A 25755-nucleotide genomic window follows, 5' to 3' on the forward strand; every position below is an offset into this window, starting at 1 on the left:
CTCAGGAGGCGGCGGCGAGGTCGGTGTTCCCGTCCCGGGTCAGGCGGCGGGCTCGGCGGGCGTCAGGCGAGTAGATCCACTGCTCGGGCACCACCTGAGTGCCCCGGTACAGCGCCTTCAGCGTGGTCGTCGCCCACAGGTCCTCGAGCGGCGTGGCCGGCAGGCCGTACATGCGGCGCGCCCAGCGCGGGAGGGTGGCGACGACGAGGGTCGCGATGCTCGGCGCGGCCAGTTTGAGCGGCAGCATCCGGCGCGGGACGGTCGGGTTGTACAGGCGCCGCAGCCCCTGCTTCGCCTCCTTGCAGGCGAAGATCCTGGGCCGCATCTCCTCGTAGTACGCCCGCATCTCGGCGACCGAGGCGGGGATGCCGGCGGGGTCGAGGCCGACGACGGCGCCGGAGCGGCGCTGCTCGTCGACGAACGCGTCGGCCTCCTCCGGCGTCAGCGGCACGCCGGCGCGCAGGGCGATGTCGAGGTAGGAGTCGACCTCGCCCATGTGCACCCAGAGGAGGTTCTCCGGCTCGTCGATCCGGAAGATCTCCCCGGTGACCGGGTGGTAGCCGGTCAGCTTGGAATGGAGGCGGCGCACCCGGCGGCCCGCGTGCTCGACCTCCTCGAGGGTGCCGTACGTGCGGACGCGGACGAACTCGATCGTGCGGCCCAGCCGCGACCAGGCCGCCCGGGGGTCCATGAGGTCGGAGTTCTGCGCGGTGCCCCACATGGACGGCGGGTGCAGCGCCTGCAGGATGAGCGCCCGGAAGCCGCCCACCATCTGGACCGGCTCCCCCATCACCTTCCAGGTCACCGAACCGGGGCCGAACAGCCCGTAGTCCTCACTCATCGCCACCGCCTCGGGGAGATCCTGCCGGCGCGGTGGGACACGCGCCTATGCAAGTAAATGATTATTTCCCCGGATCAAGGTTTTCACACGCCGACGGTGGCCGGGCGGTCAGATCGTGGTCTGCTCGCGGACCCAGGCGAGGTAGTCGCCGCTGCCGGCGATGACCGGGGTAGCGATGATCTCCGGGGTGTCGTAGGAGTGCTGCTCGGTGATCTGCGCGGCCAGCGCCTCGAAGCGCTCGGCGGTGGTCTTGAACACCACCATCCACTCCTCGGCCGATTCGATCTCGCCCTCCCACCAGTAGGTGCTGGCGATGGGGCCGACGAGCTGGGCGGCGGCGGCGAGGCGCCCGGTGACCGCCGAGCGGGCGAGCTCGGCCGCCTCCTGGCGTGAGTCGGTGGTCGTCGTCACCTGGACGTACGCCTCGGCCATCAACGGCTCCCTTCCCCGCTCGATGGTAGTCCCGGCCGCCGCTCGCCTCCCGTAGTGATCACGTAATCATTCCGGAACGATCACGTGAGCGGCAGCGGGCGTCGGTGAGACGACCCGCGCGCTCATCGGCTCGGGCTGACGACCATGGCGCTGCCGCCGTGCCGGCGTACGGGTTCGGCGACGGCCTGGAGCCTGCCGCCGCCGAGGAACTCCACGCCGGCCGCCGCGCCGATCACGCCCGCGGGCGGGCCCGGGAACACCGCGAGGTCGTGCCCCTTGGCCTTGAGTGCGGCGCCGTACTGGTCGATGAAGGCCTGCTCGGCGAAGGTCTGCGCCGTGTTGCGCTGGGTGGCGCGCGGCGCGGCCACCGCCTGCGGCAGCGTCATGCCCAGGTCCACGCGGTTCAGCAGGATCTGCAGCACCGTGGTGATGATGGTGGATCCGCCCGGGGAGCCGACCGCGAGGAACGGCCGCCCGTTCTTCAGCACGATCGTGGGCGCCATGCTGCTGCGCGGCCGCTTGCCCGCCGCGGGCAGGTTCGGGTCGGGGTAGCCGGCCGGGGTGGACGACGTGAAGTCGAAGTCGGTCATCTCGTTGTTGAGGAGGAACCCGCGGTGCGGCACGGTGATCCCGCTGCCGCCGAACTGCTCGAGCGTCAGCGTGTAGGAGACGACGTTGCCCCACCGGTCGGCGGTCACGAGGTGGGTCGTCTGCGGTCCCTCGTACGGCAGGTTCTGGCCGGCACCCTGCGGGGTGGCGCAGCCGTGGCCGTTCAGGTCGCCCGGCGGCACCGGGCTCTTGGCCGCCTCGTCCGGCTTGATGAGGCACGCCCGCGAGCTGGCGAACCCGTCGGACAGCAGCGTCTTCAACGGCACGTCGACGTACGCCGGGTCGCCGACGTACGCGCCGCGGTCGGCGTAGGCGAGCCGGGACGCCTCGAGGTAGGTGTGCAGGGCCTGGACCGGGTCGTGGAAGTCGAACTGCTTCATGATGTTCAGTGCCTCGCCCACGGTCGAGCCGCCGGAGGACGGCGGGGCCATGCCGTAGACGTCCAGCCCCCGGTAGTTCACGTGGGTGGGAGCGCGCCGCAAGGCGCGGTAGGCGGCGATGTCGGAGGTCTCCATCACGCCTGGCCGGATGTTGAGCGTGGTGGCCGGGTCGACGGGCGGCTTGCGCACCGTGCCGGAGATCTCGGTGCCGAGCCCGCCGCCGTAGAACCAGTCGACGCCGCGCCGGGCGATCTGGCGGTAGGTGTCGGCGAGGTCCGGGTTACGGAAGGTCGATCCGACGGCCGGCGGCTTCCCGCCGGGCAGGAACAGCTCCCGCGTCGGCACGATGGCCTTGAACCGGTCGGCGTTGAGCGCCGTCTGGTCGTAGAACTCCTGGTCCACCGTGAAGCCGTGGTCGGCCACGCCGATCGCGGGCCGCAGCAGGCTGCCGAGGCTACGGCTGCCGAAGCGGCGCAGGGCGCTGTCCCACGTGGCGAGGGTGCCGGGCACGCCGACCGACAGGCCGCTCGTCACGGCCTCGTTGAACGACAGCGGCTTCCCGGTCTTCGGGTCGATGAAGAAGTCCTTGGTCATCTTCGCCGGCCCGGTCTCCCGGCCGTCGACGGTGGAGACCTTGTGGGTCCGCGCGTCGTAGTAGGTGAAGAAGCCTCCGCCGCCGATCGCCGCGACGTACGGTTCGGTCACGCCGAGCATCGCCGCGGTGGCGACCGCCGCGTCCACCGCGTTGCCGCCGCGCCTCAGCACCTCGAGGCCGGCCTTGGTCGCGTCGAGGTCCACGCTGGAGACCGCACCGCCGTATCCGACCGCCGTCGCCTGTTTCCCCTGGGGAGGGGCCACGGCCAGATGCCCGGGCGCGGTGCGCGCATCGGCCGGCGCGGTGAGGGTCGCCAGGGTGAGGGCGGCGAGCCCGAGAACGGCGTTTCTGCGGCGCATGGAGTTCTCCTGACCCACGGTGAACGCTTGCGCCCACCTTGCCACCCCGCCGCTTCGACCACCACCGATCGGCCGATCACGGCCGAACCACCACGAGATCTCGGATGTGCCGCTAAGCCGCCATGACCTTGTGATTTAGCTGCGATTTGTACATCCTGGGGTGCTCTAGGACTTGTTGGACGGTATGGGCTCTGCCAGCCGGAACAAAGGGGGACCAGGGGAGTTGAGCGTTCAGGCGCCGTTCCGGAACAACCTGCTCCGCCGCCTCCCGGTCGAGGAAACCGTCAGCCCGCACTACGGGGGCCGCCACCGCCTCTCCCTCGTCTACAAGACGCGCGACCTGATCGTGCTGGGCCTCGGCGTGATGATCGGCGCCGGCATCTTCAAGATCGCCGGTGAGCAGGCCGCGACCACGGCCGGTCCCGCCGTGATCGCCTCCTTCGTCGTCGCGGGACTGGCCTGCCTGCTGTCCGCGCTGTCGTACGCCGAGCTGTCGTCCACGATGCCGGTCGCGGGCAGCGCCTACTCGTTCACCTACGTCGCCTTCGGCGAGATCTGGGCCTGGGTGATCGGCTGGGCGCTCATGCTGGAGCTGCAGCTCGCCGCCGCCGTGGTCAGCCGGGCCTGGTCCCTGTACGCGACGCGGCTCATCACCGACCTCGGCGCCCTCTCGGGCGTCTCCGCCATCCACGTGCCGTCGTTCCTGTCCGGCGTCGTCGGGCAGGAGACGGGCTTCGACCTGTTCGCCCTGCTGCTCCTCCTCGTCCTGGCCGTGGTCGTGGCCATCGGCGCGCGGCTCAGCCTGTACACGCTGTGGTTCATGGTGCTGGCCAAGGTCATCGCGATCGGGCTGGTCATCGCCGGCGGCCTGCTGTTCTTCCACCCGTCCAACCTCAAGCCGTTCGTGCCGCCCGCCCGGCCCGTCAGCACGAGCGGCGACCGGACCGTCCTGGACGTGCTGATGGGCGGCGCGCCGCACGCGTTCGGGCTGTTCGGCATCTTCGCCGCCACGTCGGCGATCGCGTTCGCCTACATCGGCTTCGACCTGATCGCCACCGCGGCCGAGGAGACCCAGGACGCCCCCCGCCGCGTCCCCCGAGGGATGATCATCAGCCTGCTCATCACGATCGCCCTCTACATCGGCGTCGCGATCGCGATGGTGGGGATGGTCCCGTACTCCAAGCTCAACCCCTCCACCCCACTGGCCAGCGCCTTCGCCGCCGTCGGCTCCAGCGCGATGGGCCTGGTCATCGACGTCGGCGCGGTCATCGGCCTGGCCACCGTCGTCCTCGTCGTCATGGTCGCCCAGACCCGCGTCATCTTCGCGATGGCGCGCGACGGTCTGCTGCCCTCCTCCCTGGCCGTGATCAGCAGCCGGTACAAGGTGCCGACCCGCGCCGCGCTCCTGGTCGGCATCACGGCGATCGCGCTGTCCCAGGTCGACGTCTGGACCTTCGGGAAGATCAGCGTCCTCACGCTCCAGCAGATGATCGTGATCGGGACGCTGTTCGCCTTCCTGTTCGTGTCGGCGGGCGTGGTGGCGCTCCGCCGCAGCCGCCCGGACCTGCCGCGCGGCTTTCGGGTGCCCGCCGTGCCGGTGACGCCGATCCTGGCGATCGCCGCCACCGGCTGGCTGATGCTCAACCTGCACCTGCGCACCTGGGAGTACTTCGCGATCTGGATGGCGCTCGGGCTCGCCGTCTACCTGCTGTACGGGCGGACCAACAGCCGCCTGCGGCACGTCCTCGACGGCCGCCCGGTCCGCGATCGCGCCCAGGGCCGCCACCGCCGCTGACCGCCCCCGGCTGGTGTCCGTCACCCATGTCCGCGATCATTGCCTGGTGTCTGTGACGTCCGTTTCGACCGGTCCAACGCGCCGGGATCGCCTCGCCCGGGTCGCGGTCGCCGCCGTCTTCGCGCTGCACGGCATGGCGGCGGGAAGCTGGGCGGCCCGCATCCCGTGGGTCAAGGAGGCACGGCACCTGTCCTCCGCCGACCTGGGACTGGCGCTCATGGGCGCGGCGATCGGCGGACTCACCGCCATGCCGATCGCCGCGTGGCTGAGCGCGCGGGTCGACAGCCGCACCCTGACCCGCGCGATGGTCGTCGCCGTCGCGGTCACCCTGCCGCTGCCGGCGTTCGCGGTCGGCATGCCGTTGCTCTTCGGCGCACTGTTCCTGTTCGGCGCGACCGGCGGCATCCTCGACGTGTCGATGAACGCCCAGGGCGTCACGGTCCAGGGACGCTACGGTCGCTCGATCATGTCCGGGCTGCACGGCCTGTGGAGCATCGGCGGTCTGATCGGCTCCGCGTCCGCCGGCCTGGTCGCCCGGGCGAACATCGCGGCTCCGGCGCACCTGCTGACCGTCGGCGTCGTCATCGCCGTCGTCGGCACCCTCTGCGGCACCCGGCTCATCCCCGCGCCGCCCTCGGCCCCCGGGAAGGTGTTCGCGCGGCCGGACCGCGCGCTGCTCGTACTCGGCGTCATCACCTTCTGCAGCCTGTTCGGCGAGGCCGCCGCGGCCGACTGGAGCGCGGTGTACCTGCGGACGGTCACGCACACGACCCCGGACGTCGCCGCCTGGGGCTACGCCGGGTTCTCCCTGTCCATGGCCGCGGCCCGCCTGGTCGGCGACCGCGTCGTCGAACGGCTCGGCGCTCCCCTGGTCGTCCGCGCGGCGGCCCTCATCGGCGCACTGGGCCTGGCCGTCGGACTCCTCGTGCCGGTCACACCGGTGGTCATCGTCGCCTTCATCCTGCTCGGGCTCGGCATGGCCACGGTCGTCCCGCTGACCTTCAGCGCCGCCGGCCGCACCCCCGGCCGGGACCCCGGCACGGCGGTGGCCGCCGTCGGAACGGTCGGGTACGGCGGCTGGATGATCGCCCCGCCGGTCATCGGCTTCGTGGCTCAGGCGACCTCGCTCACCACCGCACTCGCACTCGTGGCGATCATGACCGCCCTCATCGCCCTGCCCGCCCACGCCCTCCGCGAGGGCTGAGACCCCGGTCCGGGGCGGACCGTACGAACGGCGCCCGCCCCGGGACCGGGACCCGGTCTCAGCCGTCGCCGGACTCTCGGGGGCGGGTCCGGATGAAGTGGAAGGGGCAGTTGGCTCCACCCAGCCCGATCGTCGTGGTCCGCTCGAACCGGAAGCCGTGCCTCTCCGGATCGATCGCCTCGATCCAGTTCGCGTCGAACGCGCAGAGGGCGGGTGTCAGCTCCGCCGCGGAGTTGGCGGCGAGCACGTCGTGGTAGAAGCAGCCGTGGATCTCCAGCAGATACTCACGGTCGTCGTCGACCGGACGCTCGAACGTGAACGTCCGGCCGTAGGCGTGCTCCTCCTGGGCCTTGCAGACCTCGACCATCGCGCTGAAGGGGTCGGGGGCGGCGTCCAGCATCGCCAGCGTGCCCTCGCGGACGACGTGGCCGAGTGGTTCGACGAGCGCCGCCCGTACCGCCTCGAAGGCCGCGTCGCGGCCCAGCCGCGGCAGCAGCGGCTCGTACGCCGCCACCACGGCCAGAGTGAGACGGAGGTTGTGGCGCGAGGGCTCGTCGACGGCCATGGGGGCGTTCGCCGCCGTCAGCTCCGTGTGCCGGGCCCGCATGGCGGTGAGGAGCTCACCGGGCAGCCCGTGTTCCCGGAGCGTCGCGGCGATGTGGTCGAACAGGGCGTCGACGAGATCGTCGATCGCCCGCTCGGGGTCGTGGACGTGGCCGTCGCCGGTGAGTTCGAAGTGGTCGGTGTCCATGCCTGGTCCTCTCGGGACGGGCTCGGTCCCGAACACGGATCCGACGATGGTGGACATGCCGGACGTGCTCGCGACCGAGCGAGCACGCCGGCGCACTCCACCGACCGACCAGGCGCCGACGAACTTCAAGGGTTTCTGACGGCGCGATCATGGCACGGGCGGCGCGGCACCGTCCAATCCAGGCCCTAGGGTTCCAGGAAGGGCGTCAGCAGGCCGGGGAGCGCCTCTTCGGCGACCCGGAGGGCCTCCTCCACCTGCACGTCCTGGACCTCCACGCGCTGCCGCCCCGCCGCGGTCGTCGCGACGAGCGTGGCCAGGCCGCTGCGCCGCTGGAAGAACGACCGGCGCAGGTTCCAGCCGATGATCCCCTCGCACGACAGCACGCTGCGGCGCCGGACGAGCGAGCCCCGGCGGGCGACGAGGGCGCCGTTCACGACGGCGTGCCCGAGGGCGTGCGCGCGGTCGGCGGCCACCAGGGCCGCGAGGGGTACCGGCACGATGGCCGCCTGCCACGTCCACGCGGGCACCGCCCCGACGCCCCACAGGGCGAGGAGCGCCACGAGAACGAGGAGGGTGACGCCCAGCGCGCGGGAGAAGCGGCGGCGCGTGGCGCGCGGGCCGTGTCCGGTCAGGGGCGCGGTGAACGGGGCGTCGTTCCGCATGACGGCGCCGGCCACCCGGAGCGCCTCGGGTCGCGGCGCGGGCGGTAGCAGCAGCGACCCGCCGCGCTCGGCGCCCCGTCCGACCCGCAGGCCGGTGGTGATGGCGATGCACCGGGCGGCGCCCACCGCACGCAGCAGCAGGGGCTCGCTGAACTCGACGCCGCGCAGCCTCCGCTCCTCGATGGTGATCGAGCGGGTCGTGATGAGCCCGCGCGTGACGTGGAGCGTTCCCGCGCTGCCTCGGGTGAGCCGGAAGCCGTGGAAGGCCAGGAGGTATCCCAGGGTCGAGGCGACCGCGACGACCACGAGCAGCGCGACCACGACGACGATGACGTCCACGGCCAGCGGGGTCCGCTGGAAGCGGTCCGCGAGCGCGCTGAGCGCCCCGATGCGCCGGGGGTCCACGTGCGCCTCGTTGAGCGAGCGCCACACGACCCCGGCGACGACGCCGACCGTGACGAACCCCGTCAGCGTGAACGGGCCGTACCGCAGCCATTCGGGCCGCAGGCGCGCCAGGAGCGTCTCCCGGGGAGGCTCGGCCGCCCGTACGGCGGACGACGCCTCCGGAGCGCGGGTGTTCGCCCGGTGCAGGAGCTCCTCGCGCAGCCGGGCGGCCTCGGTGGCGTTCAGGGCGTCGAGCTTGACGCCGTCGTTCTTACGGTCGGTACGCCCCGTGCCGATCTCCACCTTGGCCAGGCCGAGCGAGCGGTGCAGCGCGTGGGCGGTGACGTCGACCGTACGGATCCGGTCGCGCGGGACGGTCAGGACCTGCCGCCGCAGGAGCCCCTTGCGGACCTGGACCTGTTCGGCGGTCACGCGATAGGTGGTGGTGAACCAGCGCAACAGCCCGCCGAGGATGACGAGGCCGGTGGCGATCAGGCTCCACCAGGACCCGTGCCCGCCGGCGCTTCCGGCGACCACCAGGCCGAGGAGGAGCGGCCAGGCGCGCAACAGTTCCTGCACCGGGTGGATCAGGAGCATGCGGGTGGACAGCCGCCGCCACTCGCCGGCGCCGGGCTCGATCGCCGTCATGTGGCGTCCGTACGGTCGGCGGCCGTGCCCTCGGTCAGCCGGTCGACGAGCCGCTCCGCCGTCTCCTGGTCGAGCCCGCGGATCTTCAGCGGGCGGCCGCCGAAGCCGTGGTCACGGTGACGTTGGCGAGGCCGAACAGCTGCTCCACCGGTCCGCGCTCACTGTCGACGGTCTGGATCCGGGAGATCGGGGCGATGCGCCGCTCCTGGTCGAACCAGCCAGACTGGGTGTAGACCGCCTCGGGAGTGACCTCCCAGCGGTGCACGCGGAACCTCCACTGGGGCATGACGATGACGTGCGCGGCGCCGAGCACGCCGGTGAGGATCAGCCCGCCGACGTGCCACGAGGCGTCGCCGCCGTCGTTGATCAGCCAGATGACCTGCGCGGCGGCCACGATCAGCCAGCCCGCCAGCGCGCGCACGGTCCAATAGCCGATCGCCTTCGGGCTGACCAGTTGTCGTGGCGGCCGGAGCCGCACTTCGGTTGACTCCACGACAGGATCCTGGCAGAGCCTTCGTCTCCCCTATAGAGCGCCCTGTCCCCGATTTTCCATGACAGATGTCATCGAGGGCCTCTCGTGCTCCCGCCCGTACGGACGTGACGAGTGTCACGCAAGCGGTAGCGTCAGCAACGATATATCGGAATAAAGTTAGGCATACCTAAGTGAGGAGCGACAGATGGCGAACGAGAGACCGGCCGGGCGGGGCCGACGGTTGAACCACGGACGCGTCCGCCGCGTCGAGTGGATCTCCCCGCACATGATCCGGGTGGTGATCGGCGGGGACGGCCTCGCCGGCTTCACCGCCGGGTCGTGCACCGATCACTACGTGAAGATCCTCTTTCCCGTGCCGGGCGTGGCGTACCCCGAGCCGTTCGACATGGAGGCCGTACGGCGCGACCTCCCGCGGGACCAGTGGCCGCGGACCCGTACGTACACCGTGCGCTCGTGGGACCCGGAGGCGGTGGAACTGACCATCGACTTCGTGCACCACGGCGACCGCGGCCTGGCCGGGCCGTGGGCCGCCCAGGCGAAGCCCGGCGACGAGGTGCTGTTCCAGGGCCCCGGCGGCGCGTACGCACCGAGCGAGAAGGCCGACTGGCACCTGCTCGTCGGCGACGAGAGCGCCCTCCCGGCCATCGCGGCGTCCCTGGAGAGGCTCCCGCAGGGCGCGCCGACGCGGGTGTTCGTCGAGGTGGCCGGCAAGGAGGACGAACTCCCGCTCGACACGCCGGGCGACGCGCGGATCGTGTGGCTGCACCGCGGCGACGGGCAGATCGGCGACGCTCTCGTCTCGGCCGTACAGGACCTGGAGTTCCCGCCGGGCGAAGTCCACGCGTTCGTGCACGGCGAGGCGAACTTCGTCAAGCGGCTGCGGCGCCACCTGCGCGTCGAGCGGGGACTCCCCCTCGAGCAGCTGTCCATCTCGGGGTACTGGCGTTGCGACACGGACGAGGACGGCTGGCAGGCGGGCAAGCGGGAGTGGAACCGCCGCATCGAGGAGGAAGAGGTCGCCGCGACCGCCTGAGCGGCCCCGGACCGGCCGGAGGCCGACTCGTCCGGCGCACGATCCACGCCATTCTTCCGCCATCCAGCGACATTTCGATCGAGGTTGGCCGTCAGGTCTGTTCACCAGTGGTCATCAATGGCAGACTCTGCCCGCATTATGGTGATCGGAGGTGGATACGGTGGCGGTTGCGGTGCATTCGGTGAGCAGACCCACCGTCCGCCGCAGGATCGTGGGAGCGCAGCTGCGCCGCCTGCGCGAGGCGGCCGGGGTCACCCGCAAGGAGGCCGCTGAGGCGCTCCACGCTCCGGAGAACAAGATCGGCCGCGTGGAGCAGGGCCGGGCCGGCCTCGACGAGGACGACGTCGTCGCCCTGCTGAAGCTGTACGGCATCGATGACCGCGGCGAACGCGACGCCCTGCTCGCCATCGTCCGGGAGGCCAGCCGGCCGGGCTGGCTCCAGGCCTACAGCAACGCGATGCCCGCCTGGTTCCGCCCGTACGTCGATCTGGAAGAGGCCGCGCAGGTCATCCGGACGTACGAGGTGCAGTTCATCCCGGGCCTACTGCAGACCCCGGAGTACACCCGCGCCGTCGTCGCCCAGGGCATGTCCGATCCGCCGGCCGAGGAGATCGACCGCCGGGTCGAGCTGCGGATGCGCCGGCAGCGGCTTCTCCACCAGTCGCATCCGCCGCGTCTGTGGGCCGTGATCGACGAGGCGGCGCTGTGGCGGCCGATCGGCGGCGTGGACGTCGCCCGCGCCCAGCTGCGCGCGCTGCACGAGTCGGCGCGGCGCGAGAACGTCACGGTGCAGGTCATGCCGTTCCGGGTCGGCGGTCACGCCGGCGAGGCCGGGGCGTTCACGATCCTGCGGTTCCCCGAGCCCGAACTGCCCGACATCGCCTACATCGAGCAGCTCACCGGTGCGATGTACCTCGAGAAGGACGACGACATGGACCACTACACCGCGGCGATGGAGCGCCTGTGCGTGCAGAGCGCCTCGCCGGAGGAGTCCATGGACCTGATCAGCAAGATCATCCGCGAGCTCTGAGCGCCGCTCGGGGCACGGCTCGGGGACGCGGGAAGTCAGAACGCGCGGGAAGTCAGAACGCGCGGGATATCAAAGGTCGCGGAGAATTTCGCCGAGGGTGTCGCGGATGCGGGTGGCCGGCTCGGCGTCGATACACAACCGCTCCATCACCGCCAGATAATTATCCACATCATCCCGCTTATCCAAGTACAACGCACTCGTCAACTGCTCCAAATACACCACATCCGGCAAATCCGGCTCAGCAAACCGCAAAATACTGAACGGACCACCCGCCGCCGCATGCCCACCCAGATGAAACGGAACCACCTGCAACGTCACATGCGGCAACTCCGTCACCTCGATCAAATACTCCAACTGCCGCCGCATCACCGCAGCCCCACCCAACGGCCGCCGCAACGCCGCCTCATCCACCACCGCCCAAAAATGCGGCGGATCATCCCCCCGCAACAACGCCTGACGCCGCATCCGCAACCCCACACGCCGCTCGATCTCATGACCCGGCGCATCCGGATGCCCCAGCAACGTCACCGCCCGCGCATAATCCTCCGTCTGCAACAACCCAGGCACGAACTGCACCTCATACGCTCGGATCCGAGACGCCGCCTCCTCCAACCCGATGTACACCTCAAACCACGACGGCAAAATGTCCGAATACGAATGCCACCAACCCGGCTCATTCGCCCGCTCCGCCAACGCCAGCATCGCCGCACGCTCATCCTCCGAGCGCACCCCGTACAAGCTCAGCAGATCCGCGACATCCCGCGCCCGAAACCGAACCCGCCCCAACTCCATCCGGCTGATCTTCGAATGCGAAGCCCGGATCGCCTCACCGGCCTCCTCACACGTGATCCCCCGCGCTTCACGCAACCGCCGCAACTGCGCCCCCAGCACAATACGCAGCACCGTCGGGCCACCACGATGATGACCGAACAGGCTGCTCACGGCCGTCTCGCCGTCAGGCTGAGAACCGATCATGCGCTCCCCTCAGAACACCGGAATCCGCTTAGTTTCCCACGGGCCGTGACGGATACAAGCCTCAAAGTAGCGTCGCCCCGTCGAACCGGCGTAGAACGTCGAGCGTGGCATCCGCGCCGCCCGATGCCGGAGGGATGAGCCGCGACCGCCGGGACCGGGGAGGCGCAGCGGGATCGCCGCGCCGAACTGCGAGGCAACCGAATCCGGCCGTCCCCGCCACCGCGAACGCGCCGCCGAGCGCGACGCATTGCCCAAAGTACGCTATTACCTTCCACTTTGGCCACATCCGGCCAAAACGGGAACCCTTCCCGTTGCTTCGGGTGAGCAAGAAGGCCTCACGCGACGACGAAATCGGCACGCCACGTAAATAATCGCCAACGCAGCGTACATATCACGGCCATCTTGTGACGCTTCGGATACAGAGCAAGATCATTTGGTTACATTCCGTTGCCAGGTGGATTCGATCGGGCGCGCTGCCGCCCATTCCGGCCCATCGGTTCGCCGCGTACAGACCACGTCAGCAACCAGGAGGAACCATGGCCGTTCCGTTGCCCGCAGGTCCGCGCGTCGCGCGATGGCTCACCGCCTTTTCCGCGGCCGGCGCACTCACCCTGTGCATGGCCTCCATCCGGCCCGCCCAGGACCGGCGAACCCCGGTGCCGCTCTTCGCCAACGGCGGATTCGAGAGCCCGATGGTCCCCGCGAACACCTTCATGAGGTTCGGCGCCGGAAGCGCCATCGACACCTGGAAGATAACCGGCGGAAACGTCGACCTCATCGGCAGCGGCTTCTGGCAGGCCGCCGACGGAAACCAGTCCCTCGACCTGGACGGCGACACCCCCGGAATGGTCGAACAGCCGATCGCGACCCGATTCGGCGGCTGCTACACCGTCGCCTTCTCCCTCGCCGGGAATCCGGACGGCGGGCCCGCGCTCAAACGCGGGTACGTGCGGGTGACGCAGAACGCCATCGGCCGCCACCCGACCGTCCAGAAGAACTTCGCCTTCGACACCACGGGCAAGACGCGGACGGACCTCGGTTACGTCCAGCAGCGTTTCCGGTTCCGCGCCCTCGCTCCGACGGTGACGCTCACGTTCGCGAGCACCACGGGCGGCGGGTACGGCCCCGTGATCGACGCCGTCTCGGTCATCCCGGCCCACCCGCTGGACTGCCGCTTCGGCCGCCCCTGACACCGGAGAGAACGACGCCACCGCAGGGCGTCTCGCGTCCTTTAGGACTCAGGACCCAACGAAGGTTGGGTCTGCGCGATCTTGTGCCTCGATGGGGCGGATTCAGAGGATTGGCCGTCAACCGACTGTGCCCAAGGAGGAACACATGGTTGATGGCCGGAACGCGCTCCGCAAGATGGGGGCCATCGCGGCGACCACGGCAGCGATCACAGTGGCGCTGCCGCTGGCGTCGGCGTACGCCGATTCCAAGGCGGTCTGGGTCTACCAGACCGCCCTGGCGACCAAGGGCTCGGGCTACGTCTGGTTCCACGACGGAACCGTCAGCGACACCTCCAAGTGGTCCCTCACTCTCCGGGACGTCAAGAAGGACCGCTGGTGCGCCGAGATGAAGATCATCATCGACAGGCCGGGCAAGGACACCCAGATCCGTAGCAACCGCGCGTGCGGCAAGGGCCACAAGGGCGGCACGCTGCAGAGGTTCAAGGGCTCGCACAGCAACGCCTTCGTCAGAGGCGTCAAGGTGCAGCTCTGCAGGGTCGAGGAGGTCGCCTACTCCAACGAGAAGTGCGTGACCAAGCAGTACGTGAAGAACCCCTACTACCACTACTGACAGACGACGCGCGGAGCCCCCTGGCGATCCCAGGGGGCTCCGCGCTTCTCGTCTCCGGTGTCCGACGGCCCCGCCTGTCCTGTTCACCCCTGGGCGGCCGCCGCCGGTGACCCTCGGAACTCCCGAGGCTCGGCGGCGAATCGCCTTGTCCGCCACGACGGCCGATGGTTAGGCTCCCCGGCGGACGATCCTTCAGAGGAGCTGAGATGCCCGGCCGACCGAGCACGCGCTGACGTTCAGTCATTCCTGAGCTGTCACCGCGTGCCGTATCCGAACTGCGGCACAGCGCACCTTCCCCTGCCCGGATTTCGCGGGCCGGGCCCCGCTCTCAGCGACTCGAGGACCCTCTGTGCCGTTCGCATCTCCCGCCGTGCGCCCGTGCCCGCCCGTGCGAGGCCGCCGGTGACGGCCTCCGACCCGACTCCGCCGAGCCTGTGGCGGGACGGTGACTTCCGTCGGTTCTGGACGGGCCACACCGCCTCACAACTGGGGGCTCAGGCCGGCCAGGTCATCCTGCCGCTCATCGCCATCGTCGCGCTGGGCGCCGGGAGCCGGCAGATCGGCGTCCTCCGCGCCGTCCAGCAGGCGCCGATCCTGCTGCTCTCCCTCTTCGCCGGCGCCTGGGTGGACCGCAGGCGCTCCCGCACCGTGATGGTGCTGGCCGACGTCGGCCGGACGGTGACGTTGGCCGTCATCCCTGTCGCCCACCTTCTCGGCGTGCTCGACGTTCCGCTGCTTCTGCTGGTCGCCTTCCTCGTCGGTTCCCTCACCGTGTACTTCGACGTGGCCTACCAGACCTCGCTCGTACGGCTGGTGGAGCGCGGCCGGCTCGCCCACGGCAACAGCGTGCTCGAAGGCAGCAGGTCCGCCGCGCAGATCGCCGGCCCCGCGCTCGGCGGCGCGCTCGTCTCGCTCCTCACCGCGCCGATCGCCATCCTGGCCGGCTCGTTCCTCTTCGCCCTGTCCTTCCTCTCGATCCGGCGGATCCGCCGTCCCGAGCCGATGCCCGAACCGGCCGTACGGCAGGCGGCCGTACGGCGGCAGATCCACGAAGGCCTGCGCCTCGTCGCCGGCGACGCCTCGTTGCGGGCCGTGGCCATCTCCTCGGCGCTCTTCCAGTTCTCCTTCGCCGCCGTGATGACCGTCTACCTGCTCTTCCTGCCGCGCACGCTGCACCTGCCGGGCGCCGCCGTCGGACTCGTGCTGGCGGCGATGGGCCCGGGCGCGCTGGTCGGCTCCCTGCTGTCGGCCAGGCTGCCGGCGCGGTACGGCCACGGCGTCGTGCTGGTGTCCGCCGCGGCACTGGCCGACGGCGTGCTGCTGTGCGTCCCGGCGATGCACGGCTCCTCCACCGTCACGATCGCCGCGCTCATGGCCGTCGACTTCCTGTTCGGCGTCTTCAGCCAGCTGGTGGACGTCACCGTCGTGACCGTGCGCCAGGCCATCACCCCCATCCCGGTCCAGGGCCGGGTCGTCGCGACGATCAACTTCGTCGGCATGGGCCTGACCCCGCTCGGTTCCCTTCTCGGCGGCTATCTGGCCGGCACGCTGGGGCCCCGTACGAGCCTGCTCCTGACCGTCGGCGCGCAGCTGCTGTCCCCGCTGTTCATGGCCCTGTCCCCGCTCGCCCGCCTGGGAAAGGACCTGCCTGGTACGGCGGACGCCTGATCCGGGCCGGCCGTTCCGCGTGTCGGGCGCAGCCGCCGGCACTGGCGGGTCGACGTTCGTGCCTACAACTGGGCGACAGGTCGCCGCCGCTGGCCCGAACGGCGGAGAACACCCGCTCGACCGTGCTCTCCTTCTCCCCGACCGGCGCCACGTAGTGGATCACGTCGCGGGCGGCGGCCTCGCCGAGCGCCTGGTCGATCACCCAGGCGGCCAGGTACTGCGACGCCAGGCAGCCACCGGCCGTGGCGATGGTGCCGACCGCGTGGAACGGCGCGTCCAGAACCTCGACGCCGCATGCCTCCACCCAGGGACGGCTGATGGTGTCCGTGCACGCGGGCATCGACTCGAGCAGGCCGAGGCGCGCCAGAACCAGTGCCCCGGAACACTGCGAGCCGATCAGCTGCCGGGCCGGGTCCAGCGGGATCGACGCGATCAGGCGGTCATCGGCGACGACGTCCCTCGTTCTGATCCCGCTACCGACCAGCACGACGTCGGCCTCGGGAATGAAGTCGAAGGATCGCTGTCCGGTCACCTCGACGCCGTTCATCGAGGTGACCACAGGCGTCGGCGTCGTGATGTGGGCCGTAAGCCCGTCGCGACGGCAGCGATTGATGATCGCGGCGGAGATGAAGCTGTCCAGCTCGTTGAACCCGTCGAAGGTCAGAACGGCGACCTGCACCTCGGTCCCCTTCCCAGAGGTCGATGACACGCTGACCAGACAGTAAGCCGACCATCCCGCCGGGCTCCACTCTCCCCCAGCGGACGCCGAGGGACGGCAAGGTCACGGCACTTCTAAAAATAAGCTCCATTGGTGATAGATTCGCGGTCCTCGGACGAAAGGACGACGATGACCGTGATGGAGCAGGCCGCCCAGGCGATGCGAGCACTGGCCCTCGACGAGGGCCTCAAGGAACGGGTCGCCGCGAATCCCGCACTGCGCGAGCCGGCCTGGCGGGTGGCCGAACGATACGTCGGTGGCCGGACCATTCCCGAGGCGCTCGCCCGGGCCGCCCTGCTCAACGCGGAGGGCAGGTCCGTCACCATCGACTACATGGGCGAGAGCTGCCGGGACGCCGACCTGGCGGTGGCCGAGACCGAGGTGTTCCTGGACCTGTCACGGCAGGCCGCAGCCCGCGGGACGGACTGCTCGGTGTCCCTCGACCTCTCCCACATCGGCTCCGTGGTGGACCGGGAGCCGGGACTGGCCAACGCCACCCGGCTGGCGGAGGCCACCGCCGCCGCGGGCCAGGAGATGATGATCTCGATGGAGGGATCCGATCGTACGGACCTCATCCTGTGGACCCACGAACGCCTCTGCGAGCGCTTCGACCACATCGGCGTCACCATCCAGGCCCGCCTGCACCGGACTGCCGAGGACCTGCCCCGCCTGCTTCAGCGACCTGGCCGCATCCGCCTGGTAAAAGGCTCCTACCTCGAACCCGAGAACGTCGCCCGTCCCCGCGACAGCCGTGAGCTGCGGGCGGCCTACCTCGAGTACGCGACCCTCCTGCTGGACAGCGGCCACCTCTGCTCGATCGCCACCCACGACCTCGACCTCCTCGACGAGCTGCGACGGCACATGCGGCGGGACTCCGGCGCGTACGAGATCGAGGTGCTGCTGGGACTCGGCGCCGATCGACTGCGGACGATGCATGATGGCGCGCATCCGGTCCGGGAGTACATCGTGTTCGGCACCCAGTGGTGGCTGTACGTCTGCAACCGCATCGCCGAGGACCCGACCCGCCTGTTCCAGGCCCTGACGGACGCCACTGGAACGGCCGTCACCCCCTAATCCGATCAGATGACAGGACCGGACACACGGCCAGTGCACCGTGGCCGGTGGAGTAGAGAAGCGATCGAGGGAACGTGTCCACGTGCGGACACCACCACGCGGCGCACAGCCCCGCACGAGGATTCAAGGGTCGTCCCCACGCCAGCCGCCCAAAGCGGCGAGCACCCAGGCGGGGCGAAGCCCCACACCCGGGGGTCCGAGGGTCGCCCCCCGAAAGACGTAGCGGTCCGAGCGGCGAGCACCACCAGGCGGGGCGAAGCCCCACACCAGGGGTCGGGGGTCGTCGCGAAAGACGTAGCGGTCCGAGACGAAGCCGCTCAAAGCGGCGAGCACCACCGGGCGGGGCGAAGCCCCGCACCGGGGGGTCCGGGGGGTCGTCCCCCCGGACGGCATAGCGGGCCCCTGCGAAGACGAGCGCAGCTCGTCGAGTAGGCAAGGCCGCCCCGTGGGGCGGGTGGGACTCGAACCCACGACCAAGGGATTATGAGTCCCCTGCTCTGACCGGCTGAGCTACCGCCCCCGAATGGTGAGCATCAAGCCCCACTACCTTGCCCGCCCGCAGACGCCCGCGCAACTCGACACTTCTCGAGCCGCGCGGGCGTCCGGTGGGGGAAGGGGGTCAGGCTCCGGCGCGTGCGGGTGCCGCCGTGTCGGCGGCGGGTGCCGGGGCGGGGACGGTACCGGTTTCGGCGGGCGGTTGGTCGTCCAGGAGGGTGGTCTCGTCGAAGGGGAACCGGCCGGCGAGGACCTCGCGGGCGCGGTCGCGGTCGAACTCCTTGGTCCATGTTCCGACGACCACGGTGGCGACGGCGTTGCCGGCGAAGTTGGTGACGGCGCGGGCCTCGGACATGAAGCGGTCGATTCCGACGATGAGGCCGACGCCGTCGACGAGGTCGGGGCGGTGGGCCTGCAGGCCGCCGGCGAGGGTGGCCAGTCCGGCGCCGGTGACGCCGGCCGCGCCCTTGGAGGCGACGACCATGAAGACAAGCAGGCCGACCTGCTGGCCGATGGACATCGGTGCTCCGGTGGCCGAGGCGATGAACAGCGATGCCATCGTGAGGTAGATGGCGGTGCCGTCGAGGTTGAAGGAGTACCCGGTCGGCACGGTGATGCCGACGACGGACCGGTCGACCCCGAGGTGTTCCATCTTCGCGATGAGGCGCGGGAGCGCGGTGTCCGAGGAGGACGTCGAGAAGATCAGCAGGAATTCGCGGGCCAGGTAGCGCAGCAGGGCGAAGATGTTGATCCGCGCCGTGAGCCAGAGGACCGTCCCGAGGACGACGAACACGAACAGCGCGCAGGTCACGTAGAAGGCGATCATGACTTCCGCGAGGCTCTTGAGCGCGTCGACGCCGGTGGCTCCGACGACCGCCGCGATCGCGCCGAACGCACCGACGGGGGCGGCCCACAGAACGATCGAGAGGATGCGGAAGACGAGGCGCTGGAGGTGCTCGACGCCGCGGAGGATCGGCGCTCCGGCCCGCCCCATGGACTGCACCGCGAAGCCGGTGAGCAGGGCGATCAACAGTGTCTGCAGCACCTGCCCCGAGGTGAAGGCGGAGAGCAGGGTGTCGGGGATGCTGCCGAGCAGGAAGTCGACCCCGCCTTCGGCCTTGCCCGTCGCCGCCTGCGTTTGACCGGCGTGCTTCAGCGCGGCGGTCAGGTGCATGCCCGCTCCCGGGTGCACGATGTTGCCGACGATGAGCCCGATCGCGAGGGCAAAGGTGGACATCACGAGGAAGTAGCCGAGCGCGAGCCCGCCCACGGCGCCGACCTTCGCCGCCTTCGCCACCGAGCCCACCCCGAGCACGATGGTGCAGAAGATGATCGGCGTGATCATCATCTTGATGAGGTTGACGAAGCCGGTCCCGATGGGCTTCAGCTCGACGGCGAACTTCGGCGCGGCGAAGCCGACGATGATGCCGGCGATGACCGCCGCGATCACCATCAGGTAGAGCAGATGGGTACGGTCCCGACGTCCTCCGGGTGTCCGGCGCACAGCCTCGGCAGCCATGTCCGCTCCTTCATTTCGGGGGGATTTGCCAGGGACTATGCGCAGGATCGAAGGTCGAGTCACCGTTACGTTCATTTCGTTCACGAAAACCGCCGTTCACACCAGCGCAACGCACAGTGCACACTTGCGTACATGCGTTGGGTCTCCCGACCTGCGGGTCGGCGGCATCGGAGCCTGGCGAGCCGGCTCTTCGTCATGCAGATCATCGTGGTGGCCGCGGTGGTCGCGGGCGGGTCCGTGCTCGCCTATCTGTACGCCGCAGGGCACACGGAGGAGACCGCACGGCGGCAGGTGACCGCCGTCACGGCGGGGGTGGCCGACTCACCGACCGTCGTCGCGGCCGCCGAGGGGCCGGATCCGTCACGGGTGCTGCAGCCGTACGCCGAGCAGGTGCGGCGGGACACCGGGGTGGCCTTCGTGACGATCATGAGCCCGGCCGGCATCCGGTACACCCATCCCAATCCGGAGCTGATCGGGCAGTCCTTCCTCGGCCACATCGAGGAGGCACAGGCCGGTCACGCCTTCACCGAGACCTTCACCGGGACGCTCGGGCCGTCGGTACGGAGGGTCGCCCCGGTCTTCGACTCGCGGCATCGGGTGGTGGCGCTGGTCGCCACCGGCATCACGGTGCAGATCGTCGACCGGCAGGTCCGGGAGCAACTGCTCGCCCTGGTCCTGCTCGCCCTGCTGGCGCTCGGCGTCGGCGGCGCGGGCACCTTCCTGGTCAACGCGCGGCTCCGACGCCACACCCATGGCATGGACGCGGCGCAGCTGAGCCGCATGTACGAGTACCACCACGCGATCCTGCACACCGTACGGGAAGGGCTGCTGCTGCTCGATCCCCACGCCCGGGTGGCGCTGGCCAACGGCGCGGCGCGCGAGCTGCTCCGGCTGCCCGACGACGTGGAGGGGCGCGAGGTGGAGACGCTGGCCCTGCCGGAGACCCTCCGGGCGTCACTCGCCTCCGCGGCGCCGTGTGTCGACGAGATCCACGTGACGCGCGAGCACGTCGTCGTGGTGAACAAGTCGGCCGTGACCTCCGGCTCACGGGATCTGGGCAGCGTGGTGACGCTCCGGGACCACACCGACCTGCAGGAGCTGAGCGGCGAGCTGGACTCGGTGCGGGGGTTCGCCGAGTCGCTGCGGTCGCAGGCGCACGAGGCGGCCAATCGGCTGCACACCGTCGTCTCCCTCGTCGAACTGGGCCGTCCGGAGGAGGCGGTCGAGTTCGCCACCGCCGAGCTGGAGCTGACCCAGCGCCTCACCGACCAGATCGTGAACGCGGTGGCCGAGCCGACGCTGGCCGCGCTGCTGCTCGGCAAGGCCGCGCAGGCGAACGAGCGCGGCGTCGAACTGGTCATCACTCCCGACACACGCATCGACGACACGGTGATCATCGACACGCTCGGCTCCCGTGACCTGGTGACGCTCCTGGGCAATCTGATCGACAACGCCGTCGACGCGGCCGGGGACGGGGGCGACGCCGCCGGTGCCGCCTCGTCCAAGGTCTTCGTGACCGCCCGTACGACAGGAGACGACCTGGTCATCCGCGTCGCCGACACCGGGCGCGGGGTCGGCGACGACGCCGTCGAGGACATCTTCAAACGCGGCTGGTCGACGAAGGGCGGGGACCGCCCGTCCGGGCGCGGGCTCGGGCTCGCCCTGGTCGCCCAGGTCACCGCCCGGCACGGGGGGCGGATCGAGGTGGGCCGTGAGGTCGGCGCGGTGTTCACCGTGACGCTGCCGGTGGCGCGGAAGGCACCGGCGTGATCAGCGTTCTGGTGGTCGAGGACGACCCGGTCGCGGCGGAGGCGCACCGGATGTACGTCGAGCGGGTGCCGGGGTTCACGGTCGTGGGAGTCGTGCACTCCGGGGCGGACGCCCTGCGGACGCTGGAACGCCGGCCGGTCGACCTTCTTCTCCTCGACTTCTTCCTCCCGGACTGCCACGGCCTCCAGCTGTGCCGGCGGCTGCGCGCGGCGGGGTCGCGGGCCGACGTGATCGCGGTGACGTCGGCCCGTGACCTGACGACCGTGCGTTCGGCGGTCTCGATCGGCGTCGTGCAGTACCTCCTCAAGCCGTTCACCTTCGCGACGCTGCGCGCCAAGCTGGAGCGGTACGCGCGGTTCCACGCCACGGTCGCCCGGCCCGGGGAGGCGGCGGACCAGAACGAGGTGGACCGGGCGCTCGCCACGCTGCGCAGCGCGGACCGCCCGGCGCTGCCCAAGGGGATGAGCGCGTCGACGCTGGAGACGGTGACGACCACCCTGCGCAGTACCGATGAGGGACTGACGGCCGGCGCGGTGGCCGCGGCCGCAGGCATCTCGCGGGTCACCGCCCGCCGGTACCTCGAGTACCTCGTCGACGGGGGTCAAGCGGCCCGGACCCCGCAGTACGGCCAGGTGGGCCGACCCGAACTTCTCTACCGGTGGTCCCACTGACCGCGCATCTGCACGTGCATTTGATTGTGCATCAGTTCTTGCATCGGAACGCGCTCCGAGGGAAGATAGCCGATCAAGCCCACTCGGCATGTCCGAGTCGTCTGGAGGCCACCCAGATGCCCCTATATCGCACGAGCTGTACGTCTGCCCGGCAGGAACGCGCAGAGGAGCCCCCCTCAGCGGCGTTCACGCGCGACAGTGTGCACGTACTGCCTCAGCTCGCGGCGTACGGCCCCGCCCTCGGGCCTCTCCAGGACGCCATGTGCCCCCTTCGGGCCACCGGCGCCTCCCCCGGCATCGCACGCGAGTTCACGATCGCGACCCTGCGGGCCTGGGGACTGGCGGACCTGGTGGACGACGCGACCGTCATCGTATCGGAGCTGGTCACCAACGCTCTGCGCTATGGGCTCCCGGTGGGCTTCGGGGCCGCCGACGACCGGCCGATCCGGCTGACGCTGGTCCGCCACGCCGGGCTCGTCGTGTGCGTCGTCGCGGACGCCAGCCGCCAGGAACCCCTAGTGCGGGACCCCTGCGACATAGCCGAGAACGGCCGCGGGCTCCACGTGATCGACGCCCTCAGCCGTACGTGGGGCTGGACGCCGCTCCCCAGGACCGGCAAGGCGGTATGGGCCGCCCTCGCCGTCCCCGCCGCCTGAGCCGTTCCCGCAGCCCCCATTCCCCGGTCCATCCCACGGGACCGGGCCGTCGTCCCATCCGATCGGGCGTGTCCGTCGCCGGCCTCCGACGGCAGCCCCGGGATGCTTCTCCGAGTAACAATCTGATTACCTGCCCCCCGACGTGCGGCTGAGCAGGCACCCGCCCTGACAAGGCCGAGGACGCGAAAAGGTATGGCTCGGTAAACTGCCGCTGGCGGCCCGGTGGGCCGCAGCAGGCCGCGAAGCACCGCCACCCTAGAGGAAACGGTATGGATCGTCGTGTCGGCGGGGCGACCGGTGCATCGTCGACCGCGGGCATGACGGGAGACGTCGACCCCCCGCTGGTCGGACGCCGCGACGTCCTCGATGGCTTCAGGCAGCTCCTTCAGGGCGCCGCTGACGGCACCTTCCGGTTCGTGGGCGTGGCCGGTGACCCCGGTGCGGGGAAGACACGGCTGCTCGACGAGCTGGCCGCCGAGGCCGGGCGGCGCGAGCTGCCCGTCCTGTCCGGCCGGGCCACCGAGTTCGAGGAGATGCCGTTCAGCGCCGTGCTCGACGCGTTGGACGACCGCCTGGAGACGATCGCCAAGGAGCTGCCCGACCGGCTCGGCGCACAGGCGGCGGGTCTGCTGGCCACGATCTTCCCCGCGCTCTCCGGGGCCGCGAGCGGCGACGTCGAGACGCTGGCGCCCGCCACCGGTCGATACCACCTGTACCGCGCGGTCCGGCGGCTGCTGGAGGAGCTCGCCGGGCCCGACGGGCTCGTGCTCATCCTCGACGACGTGCACTGGGCGGACGAGTCGACGGTCGAGTTGCTCGACCACCTGGCGCGCCATCCGCCGCGCGGACGGTTGCTGGCGGCGGTGGCCTACCGGCCCGCCCAGGCGTCGCCCAGGCTCGCCGCGCTGATGGAGATCGCGGTCCGGATCCCGGTGAACCCGCTCAGCGAGGCGGAGGTCGGCGAGCTCCTCGGCCCGCAGATGAACCGGGCGCGCCGCAGGGAGCTGTACGAGGCCAGCGGCGGTAACCCCTTCTACCTCGACGCGCTCGCCCGCATGAAGACGGGCCTCGGGACGCTCGACGGCAGCGGCGAGCCGGCCGAGATCGGCGAGCTTCCGCCCGCCGTGCGCGCGGCCCTCGGCATGGAGCTGAGCGGCCTGTCCGCCACCGCGCTGCGCGTCGCGCAGGCGGCCGCCGTCGTCGCCGACGAGTTCGAACCCGGCCTCGTCGCGGTGACCGCCGACACGTCCGAGGACCTGACGCTGGAGGCGATCAACGAGCTGGTCGCCCGTGACGTCGTACGGCCGGCGGCGCCGGGCCGGTTCCGGTTCCGGCATCCGCTCGTGCGGCACGCGGCCTACGAGTCGGCGGCGGCGGGCTGGCGCCACGCCGTGCACGCCCGGATCGCCGCCCGGCTCGCGGACCTGCGCGCCCCGGCGACCGCGCGCGCCCCGCACGTCGAGCGTTCCGCCCGGATCGGCGATCAGACGGCCATCGCGACGCTCGTCGAGGCGGCCCGTACGGTCGCCGCGCAGGCCCCCGCGACGGCCGCGCACTGGCTGCAGGAGGCGCTCCGGCTCGTTCCGGACACCGTGGACATGCGGCTGGAGCTGCTGCTGGAGCTCGCCCGCGCGCAGGCGGTCAGCGGCCGGATCGCCGAGGGCAGGGACACCGCGCGAGAGCTGCTGCGCCTGCTGCCGACCGACGACTTCGGGCGCCGCGCCCGGGCGGCCCGGCTGTGCGGCATCATGGAACGCCAGCTCGACCGCCCGCACGAGGCCCGCGCGCTCCTGCTCGACGAGCTCCGGCGGATCCCCGACACCCAGGCCCCGGCAGCCGTCGAGCTGCGCGTACGGCTGGTGACCGAAAGCCTGATGCGCAGCGACTTCCGCGCCGCGCAGGCCGTGCTGGACCTGATGCCGGAGACCGCCGACGGCTGGGAGCCCAGCCTCGTACTGGCGGTCGCCGCCGTACGCCCGATGCCCGCCTACGCCGCGGGTCGCATCGACACCGCCGCCCGCTACGCGACGGTGACCGCCGGGCTGATGGCGGCGGCGCCGGACGACCACCTCGCCGACTGGCTCGACACGGACATCTGGCTGGGCTGGCTGGAGCTGATGATGGGCCGGTACGCCGACGCCCTCCAGCACTTCGGCCGGTTCCTGACGGTGGCCCGCACCACCGGGCAGAGCTCGATGCTGCCGCACATCATGGCCGGCCAGGCGCGGACGCTGACGATGCTCGGGCGGCTGGAGGAGGCGGCGGCCGCCGCCGAGGAGGCCGCGGAAGTGGCCCGCCTGCTGCGCTCGAACGAGTCGCTGGGCTTCGCGATGACGCAGCAGTGCCTGGCGGCGAGCTGGTCCGGCGACCACGAGACCGCCCTGCGGCTCGGTGAGGAGCTCGCCGGCCTCGGGCTCGGCCGCGGTGAGTGGTGGGCCGCCATGGCCCTGTACGCGCGGGGGATGGCGCTGGTCCACGCCGGGCGCCTGGATGAGGGCGCCGACCAGCTCCTCGCCGCCTGCGGCGACATCAGCGATCCCCGCCTCGACCCCGGCACGCTGATCGCCTGCTGCGAGACGCTGGCCGACGTCGACGCCACCCGGGGACGGCCCAAGGACGCCACGACATGGGCGGACCGCGCCGACCTGCTCGCCCGGCCCGGCCTGGAGACGAACGGCGGGTTCGCCATGCTCGCCCGCGCGCACGCGCTGGCGACCTCCGATCCGAGCGTGGCGGCCGAGCAGGCCCAGGCGGCGGCCGCAATCCTCGACGAGGGCGGCATGCGGATCCAGGCCGGGCGGGCCAGGCTCCGCGCCGGGATCGCCTACACGGCGGCCGGCGAACGCGCCCAGGCCCGGGCCGAGCTCGGCGCCGCCGCGGAGACCTTCGCCGAGTGCGGCGCCCGTACTCTCCACGCCCAGGCCGTCCAGGCACAGCGCAGGGTCGGCGTGCGGGTGCCGGGCGCGACCGGCCGGTCGGCCGGCCCGCACGGACTGTCCCGCCGGGAGTTCGAGGTGGCGACACTGGTCGCCGAAGGCTGCACGAACCAGCAGATCGCCGAGCGCCTGTTCCTCAGCATCCGGACGGTCGAGACCCACCTGTCGCACATCTTCGCCAAGCTCGGCGTGTCCTCACGCGTCGGCATCGTCAGCGCGCTGAACCAGAACCCGTAGTCGCCCGTCTCAGGGAATCA

Annotated in this window: 21 protein-coding genes and 1 tRNA gene; 12 read left to right on the forward strand and 10 right to left on the reverse strand. The window is 71.1% G+C overall.

Annotated features, from left to right (window positions below; genetic code table 11):
* Position 1 precedes the first annotated feature (1 nt).
* From ACYVF7_RS44085 to ggt, 3 genes are all read right to left on the reverse strand, one after another.
* Entirely contained in the window at positions 2-841 is an 840-nt protein-coding gene (locus ACYVF7_RS44085) for an oxygenase MpaB family protein (protein ID WP_460351929.1), read from the reverse strand.
* A 108-nt stretch (positions 842-949) separates the two neighbouring features.
* Positions 950-1273: a divalent-cation tolerance protein CutA gene (cutA, locus tag ACYVF7_RS44090; protein ID WP_460351930.1), complete on the reverse strand. Its 324-nt coding sequence runs from the start codon at positions 1271-1273 to the stop codon at positions 950-952.
* Positions 1274-1395: 122 nt separating this feature from the next.
* Positions 1396-3216 carry a gamma-glutamyltransferase gene (ggt, locus tag ACYVF7_RS44095; protein WP_460351931.1) on the reverse strand — a complete coding sequence of 607 codons (1821 nt, stop codon included), beginning with the start codon at positions 3214-3216 and terminating at the stop codon, positions 1396-1398.
* A 223-nt stretch (positions 3217-3439) separates the two neighbouring features.
* Between ggt and ACYVF7_RS44100 the strand changes: the two genes are divergently transcribed.
* Positions 3440-5011, forward strand: coding sequence for an amino acid permease (locus ACYVF7_RS44100; RefSeq protein WP_460351932.1), 1572 nt, complete (start codon positions 3440-3442; stop codon positions 5009-5011).
* A 46-nt stretch (positions 5012-5057) separates the two neighbouring features.
* Complete coding sequence (locus tag ACYVF7_RS44105; protein ID WP_460351933.1) at positions 5058-6215, forward strand: MFS transporter; 1158 nt, start codon at positions 5058-5060, stop codon at positions 6213-6215.
* A gap of 58 nt (positions 6216-6273) precedes the next feature.
* Here the strand turns inward: ACYVF7_RS44105 and ACYVF7_RS44110 are convergent, their stop codons facing one another.
* The 3 genes from ACYVF7_RS44110 to ACYVF7_RS44120 form a co-directional block, all read right to left on the reverse strand.
* Complete coding sequence (locus ACYVF7_RS44110; RefSeq protein ID WP_460351934.1) at positions 6274-6966, reverse strand: L-2-amino-thiazoline-4-carboxylic acid hydrolase; 693 nt, start codon at positions 6964-6966, stop codon at positions 6274-6276.
* A gap of 185 nt (positions 6967-7151) precedes the next feature.
* Positions 7152-8660: a PH domain-containing protein gene (locus ACYVF7_RS44115; protein ID WP_460351935.1), complete on the reverse strand. Its 1509-nt coding sequence runs from the start codon at positions 8658-8660 to the stop codon at positions 7152-7154.
* 85 nt (positions 8661-8745) lie between these two features.
* On the reverse strand, positions 8746-9153 hold the full coding sequence (locus tag ACYVF7_RS44120; RefSeq protein WP_460351936.1) for a PH domain-containing protein: 408 nt from the start codon (positions 9151-9153) through the stop codon (positions 8746-8748).
* 184 nt (positions 9154-9337) lie between these two features.
* On the opposite strand from ACYVF7_RS44120, the gene ACYVF7_RS44125 reads away from it, so the two are divergent.
* A complete protein-coding gene (locus ACYVF7_RS44125) occupies positions 9338-10186 on the forward strand; it encodes a siderophore-interacting protein (RefSeq protein ID WP_460351937.1) in 849 nt (282 codons plus the stop codon).
* 181 nt (positions 10187-10367) lie between these two features.
* Positions 10368-11216 (forward strand): helix-turn-helix domain-containing protein, encoded by an 849-nt coding sequence (locus ACYVF7_RS44130; RefSeq protein WP_460351938.1) that lies wholly within the window; start codon positions 10368-10370, stop codon positions 11214-11216.
* 69 nt (positions 11217-11285) lie between these two features.
* Here the strand turns inward: ACYVF7_RS44130 and ACYVF7_RS44135 are convergent, their stop codons facing one another.
* Positions 11286-12191 (reverse strand): helix-turn-helix domain-containing protein, encoded by a 906-nt coding sequence (locus ACYVF7_RS44135; RefSeq protein ID WP_460351939.1) that lies wholly within the window; start codon positions 12189-12191, stop codon positions 11286-11288.
* A gap of 536 nt (positions 12192-12727) precedes the next feature.
* Here ACYVF7_RS44135 and ACYVF7_RS44140 point away from each other — a divergent pair.
* The 3 genes from ACYVF7_RS44140 (at position 12728) to ACYVF7_RS44150 (ending at position 15659) form a co-directional block, all read left to right on the forward strand.
* A complete protein-coding gene (locus tag ACYVF7_RS44140) occupies positions 12728-13381 on the forward strand; it encodes a choice-of-anchor C family protein (protein ID WP_460351940.1) in 654 nt (217 codons plus the stop codon).
* Between the two features lie 145 nt (positions 13382-13526).
* Entirely contained in the window at positions 13527-13991 is a 465-nt protein-coding gene (locus ACYVF7_RS44145) for a hypothetical protein (protein ID WP_460351941.1), read from the forward strand.
* Between the two features lie 402 nt (positions 13992-14393).
* Positions 14394-15659, forward strand: a complete 1266-nt coding sequence (locus ACYVF7_RS44150; protein WP_460351942.1) for an MFS transporter — start codon at positions 14394-14396, stop codon at positions 15657-15659.
* Here ACYVF7_RS44150 and ACYVF7_RS44155 read toward each other — a convergent pair.
* Positions 15598-16338 (reverse strand): type 1 glutamine amidotransferase family protein, encoded by a 741-nt coding sequence (locus ACYVF7_RS44155; RefSeq protein ID WP_460351943.1) that lies wholly within the window; start codon positions 16336-16338, stop codon positions 15598-15600. The two genes, ACYVF7_RS44150 and ACYVF7_RS44155, sit on opposite strands and share 62 nt — an antisense overlap.
* Before the next feature lie 168 nt (positions 16339-16506).
* Between ACYVF7_RS44155 and ACYVF7_RS44160 the strand changes: the two genes are divergently transcribed.
* Positions 16507-17451 carry a proline dehydrogenase family protein gene (locus ACYVF7_RS44160; protein ID WP_460351944.1) on the forward strand — a complete coding sequence of 315 codons (945 nt, stop codon included), beginning with the start codon at positions 16507-16509 and terminating at the stop codon, positions 17449-17451.
* 446 nt (positions 17452-17897) lie between these two features.
* Here the strand turns inward: ACYVF7_RS44160 and ACYVF7_RS44165 are convergent.
* Both ACYVF7_RS44165 and ACYVF7_RS44170 read right to left on the reverse strand, forming a co-directional pair.
* Positions 17898-17971, reverse strand: a tRNA-Ile gene (locus tag ACYVF7_RS44165).
* A gap of 99 nt (positions 17972-18070) precedes the next feature.
* Entirely contained in the window at positions 18071-19465 is a 1395-nt protein-coding gene (locus tag ACYVF7_RS44170) for a cation:dicarboxylate symporter family transporter (protein WP_460351945.1), read from the reverse strand.
* 132 nt (positions 19466-19597) lie between these two features.
* Here ACYVF7_RS44170 and ACYVF7_RS44175 point away from each other — a divergent pair, with 132 nt between their 5' ends.
* From ACYVF7_RS44175 to ACYVF7_RS44190, 4 genes are all read left to right on the forward strand, one after another.
* A complete protein-coding gene (locus ACYVF7_RS44175) occupies positions 19598-21235 on the forward strand; it encodes a sensor histidine kinase (RefSeq protein ID WP_460351946.1) in 1638 nt (545 codons plus the stop codon).
* Positions 21232-21906 (forward strand): response regulator, encoded by a 675-nt coding sequence (locus ACYVF7_RS44180; protein ID WP_460351947.1) that lies wholly within the window; start codon positions 21232-21234, stop codon positions 21904-21906. Before ACYVF7_RS44175 ends, ACYVF7_RS44180 begins: the two co-directional genes overlap by 4 nt.
* Before the next feature lie 200 nt (positions 21907-22106).
* Positions 22107-22562: an ATP-binding protein gene (locus tag ACYVF7_RS44185; RefSeq protein ID WP_460351948.1), complete on the forward strand. Its 456-nt coding sequence runs from the start codon at positions 22107-22109 to the stop codon at positions 22560-22562.
* A gap of 269 nt (positions 22563-22831) precedes the next feature.
* Positions 22832-25735, forward strand: a complete 2904-nt coding sequence (locus ACYVF7_RS44190; RefSeq protein WP_460351949.1) for a helix-turn-helix transcriptional regulator — start codon at positions 22832-22834, stop codon at positions 25733-25735.
* Positions 25736-25755 lie beyond the last annotated feature (20 nt).

The organism is Actinoallomurus acanthiterrae (assembly GCF_054775715.1).

Bases quoted from the DNA above. Each gene is read 5' to 3' on its own strand.
- ggt (WP_460351931.1), bottom strand. From the start codon at position 3,216: ATGCGCCGCAGAAACGCCGTTCTCGGGCTCGCCGCCCTCACCCTGGCG.
- ACYVF7_RS44140 (WP_460351940.1), top strand. From the start codon at position 12,728: ATGGCCGTTCCGTTGCCCGCAGGTCCGCGCGTCGCGCGATGGCTCACC.
- ACYVF7_RS44175 (WP_460351946.1), top strand. From the start codon at position 19,598: ATGCGTTGGGTCTCCCGACCTGCGGGTCGGCGGCATCGGAGCCTGGCG.
- ACYVF7_RS44160 (WP_460351944.1), top strand. From the start codon at position 16,507: ATGACCGTGATGGAGCAGGCCGCCCAGGCGATGCGAGCACTGGCCCTC.
- ACYVF7_RS44190 (WP_460351949.1), top strand. From the start codon at position 22,832: ATGGATCGTCGTGTCGGCGGGGCGACCGGTGCATCGTCGACCGCGGGC.
- cutA (WP_460351930.1), bottom strand. From the start codon at position 1,273: ATGGCCGAGGCGTACGTCCAGGTGACGACGACCACCGACTCACGCCAG.
- ACYVF7_RS44115 (WP_460351935.1), bottom strand. From the start codon at position 8,660: ATGACGGCGATCGAGCCCGGCGCCGGCGAGTGGCGGCGGCTGTCCACC.
- ACYVF7_RS44110 (WP_460351934.1), bottom strand. From the start codon at position 6,966: ATGGACACCGACCACTTCGAACTCACCGGCGACGGCCACGTCCACGAC.
- ACYVF7_RS44125 (WP_460351937.1), top strand. From the start codon at position 9,338: ATGGCGAACGAGAGACCGGCCGGGCGGGGCCGACGGTTGAACCACGGA.
- ACYVF7_RS44145 (WP_460351941.1), top strand. From the start codon at position 13,527: ATGGTTGATGGCCGGAACGCGCTCCGCAAGATGGGGGCCATCGCGGCG.
- ACYVF7_RS44085 (WP_460351929.1), bottom strand. From the start codon at position 841: ATGAGTGAGGACTACGGGCTGTTCGGCCCCGGTTCGGTGACCTGGAAG.
- ACYVF7_RS44135 (WP_460351939.1), bottom strand. From the start codon at position 12,191: ATGATCGGTTCTCAGCCTGACGGCGAGACGGCCGTGAGCAGCCTGTTC.
- ACYVF7_RS44170 (WP_460351945.1), bottom strand. From the start codon at position 19,465: ATGGCTGCCGAGGCTGTGCGCCGGACACCCGGAGGACGTCGGGACCGT.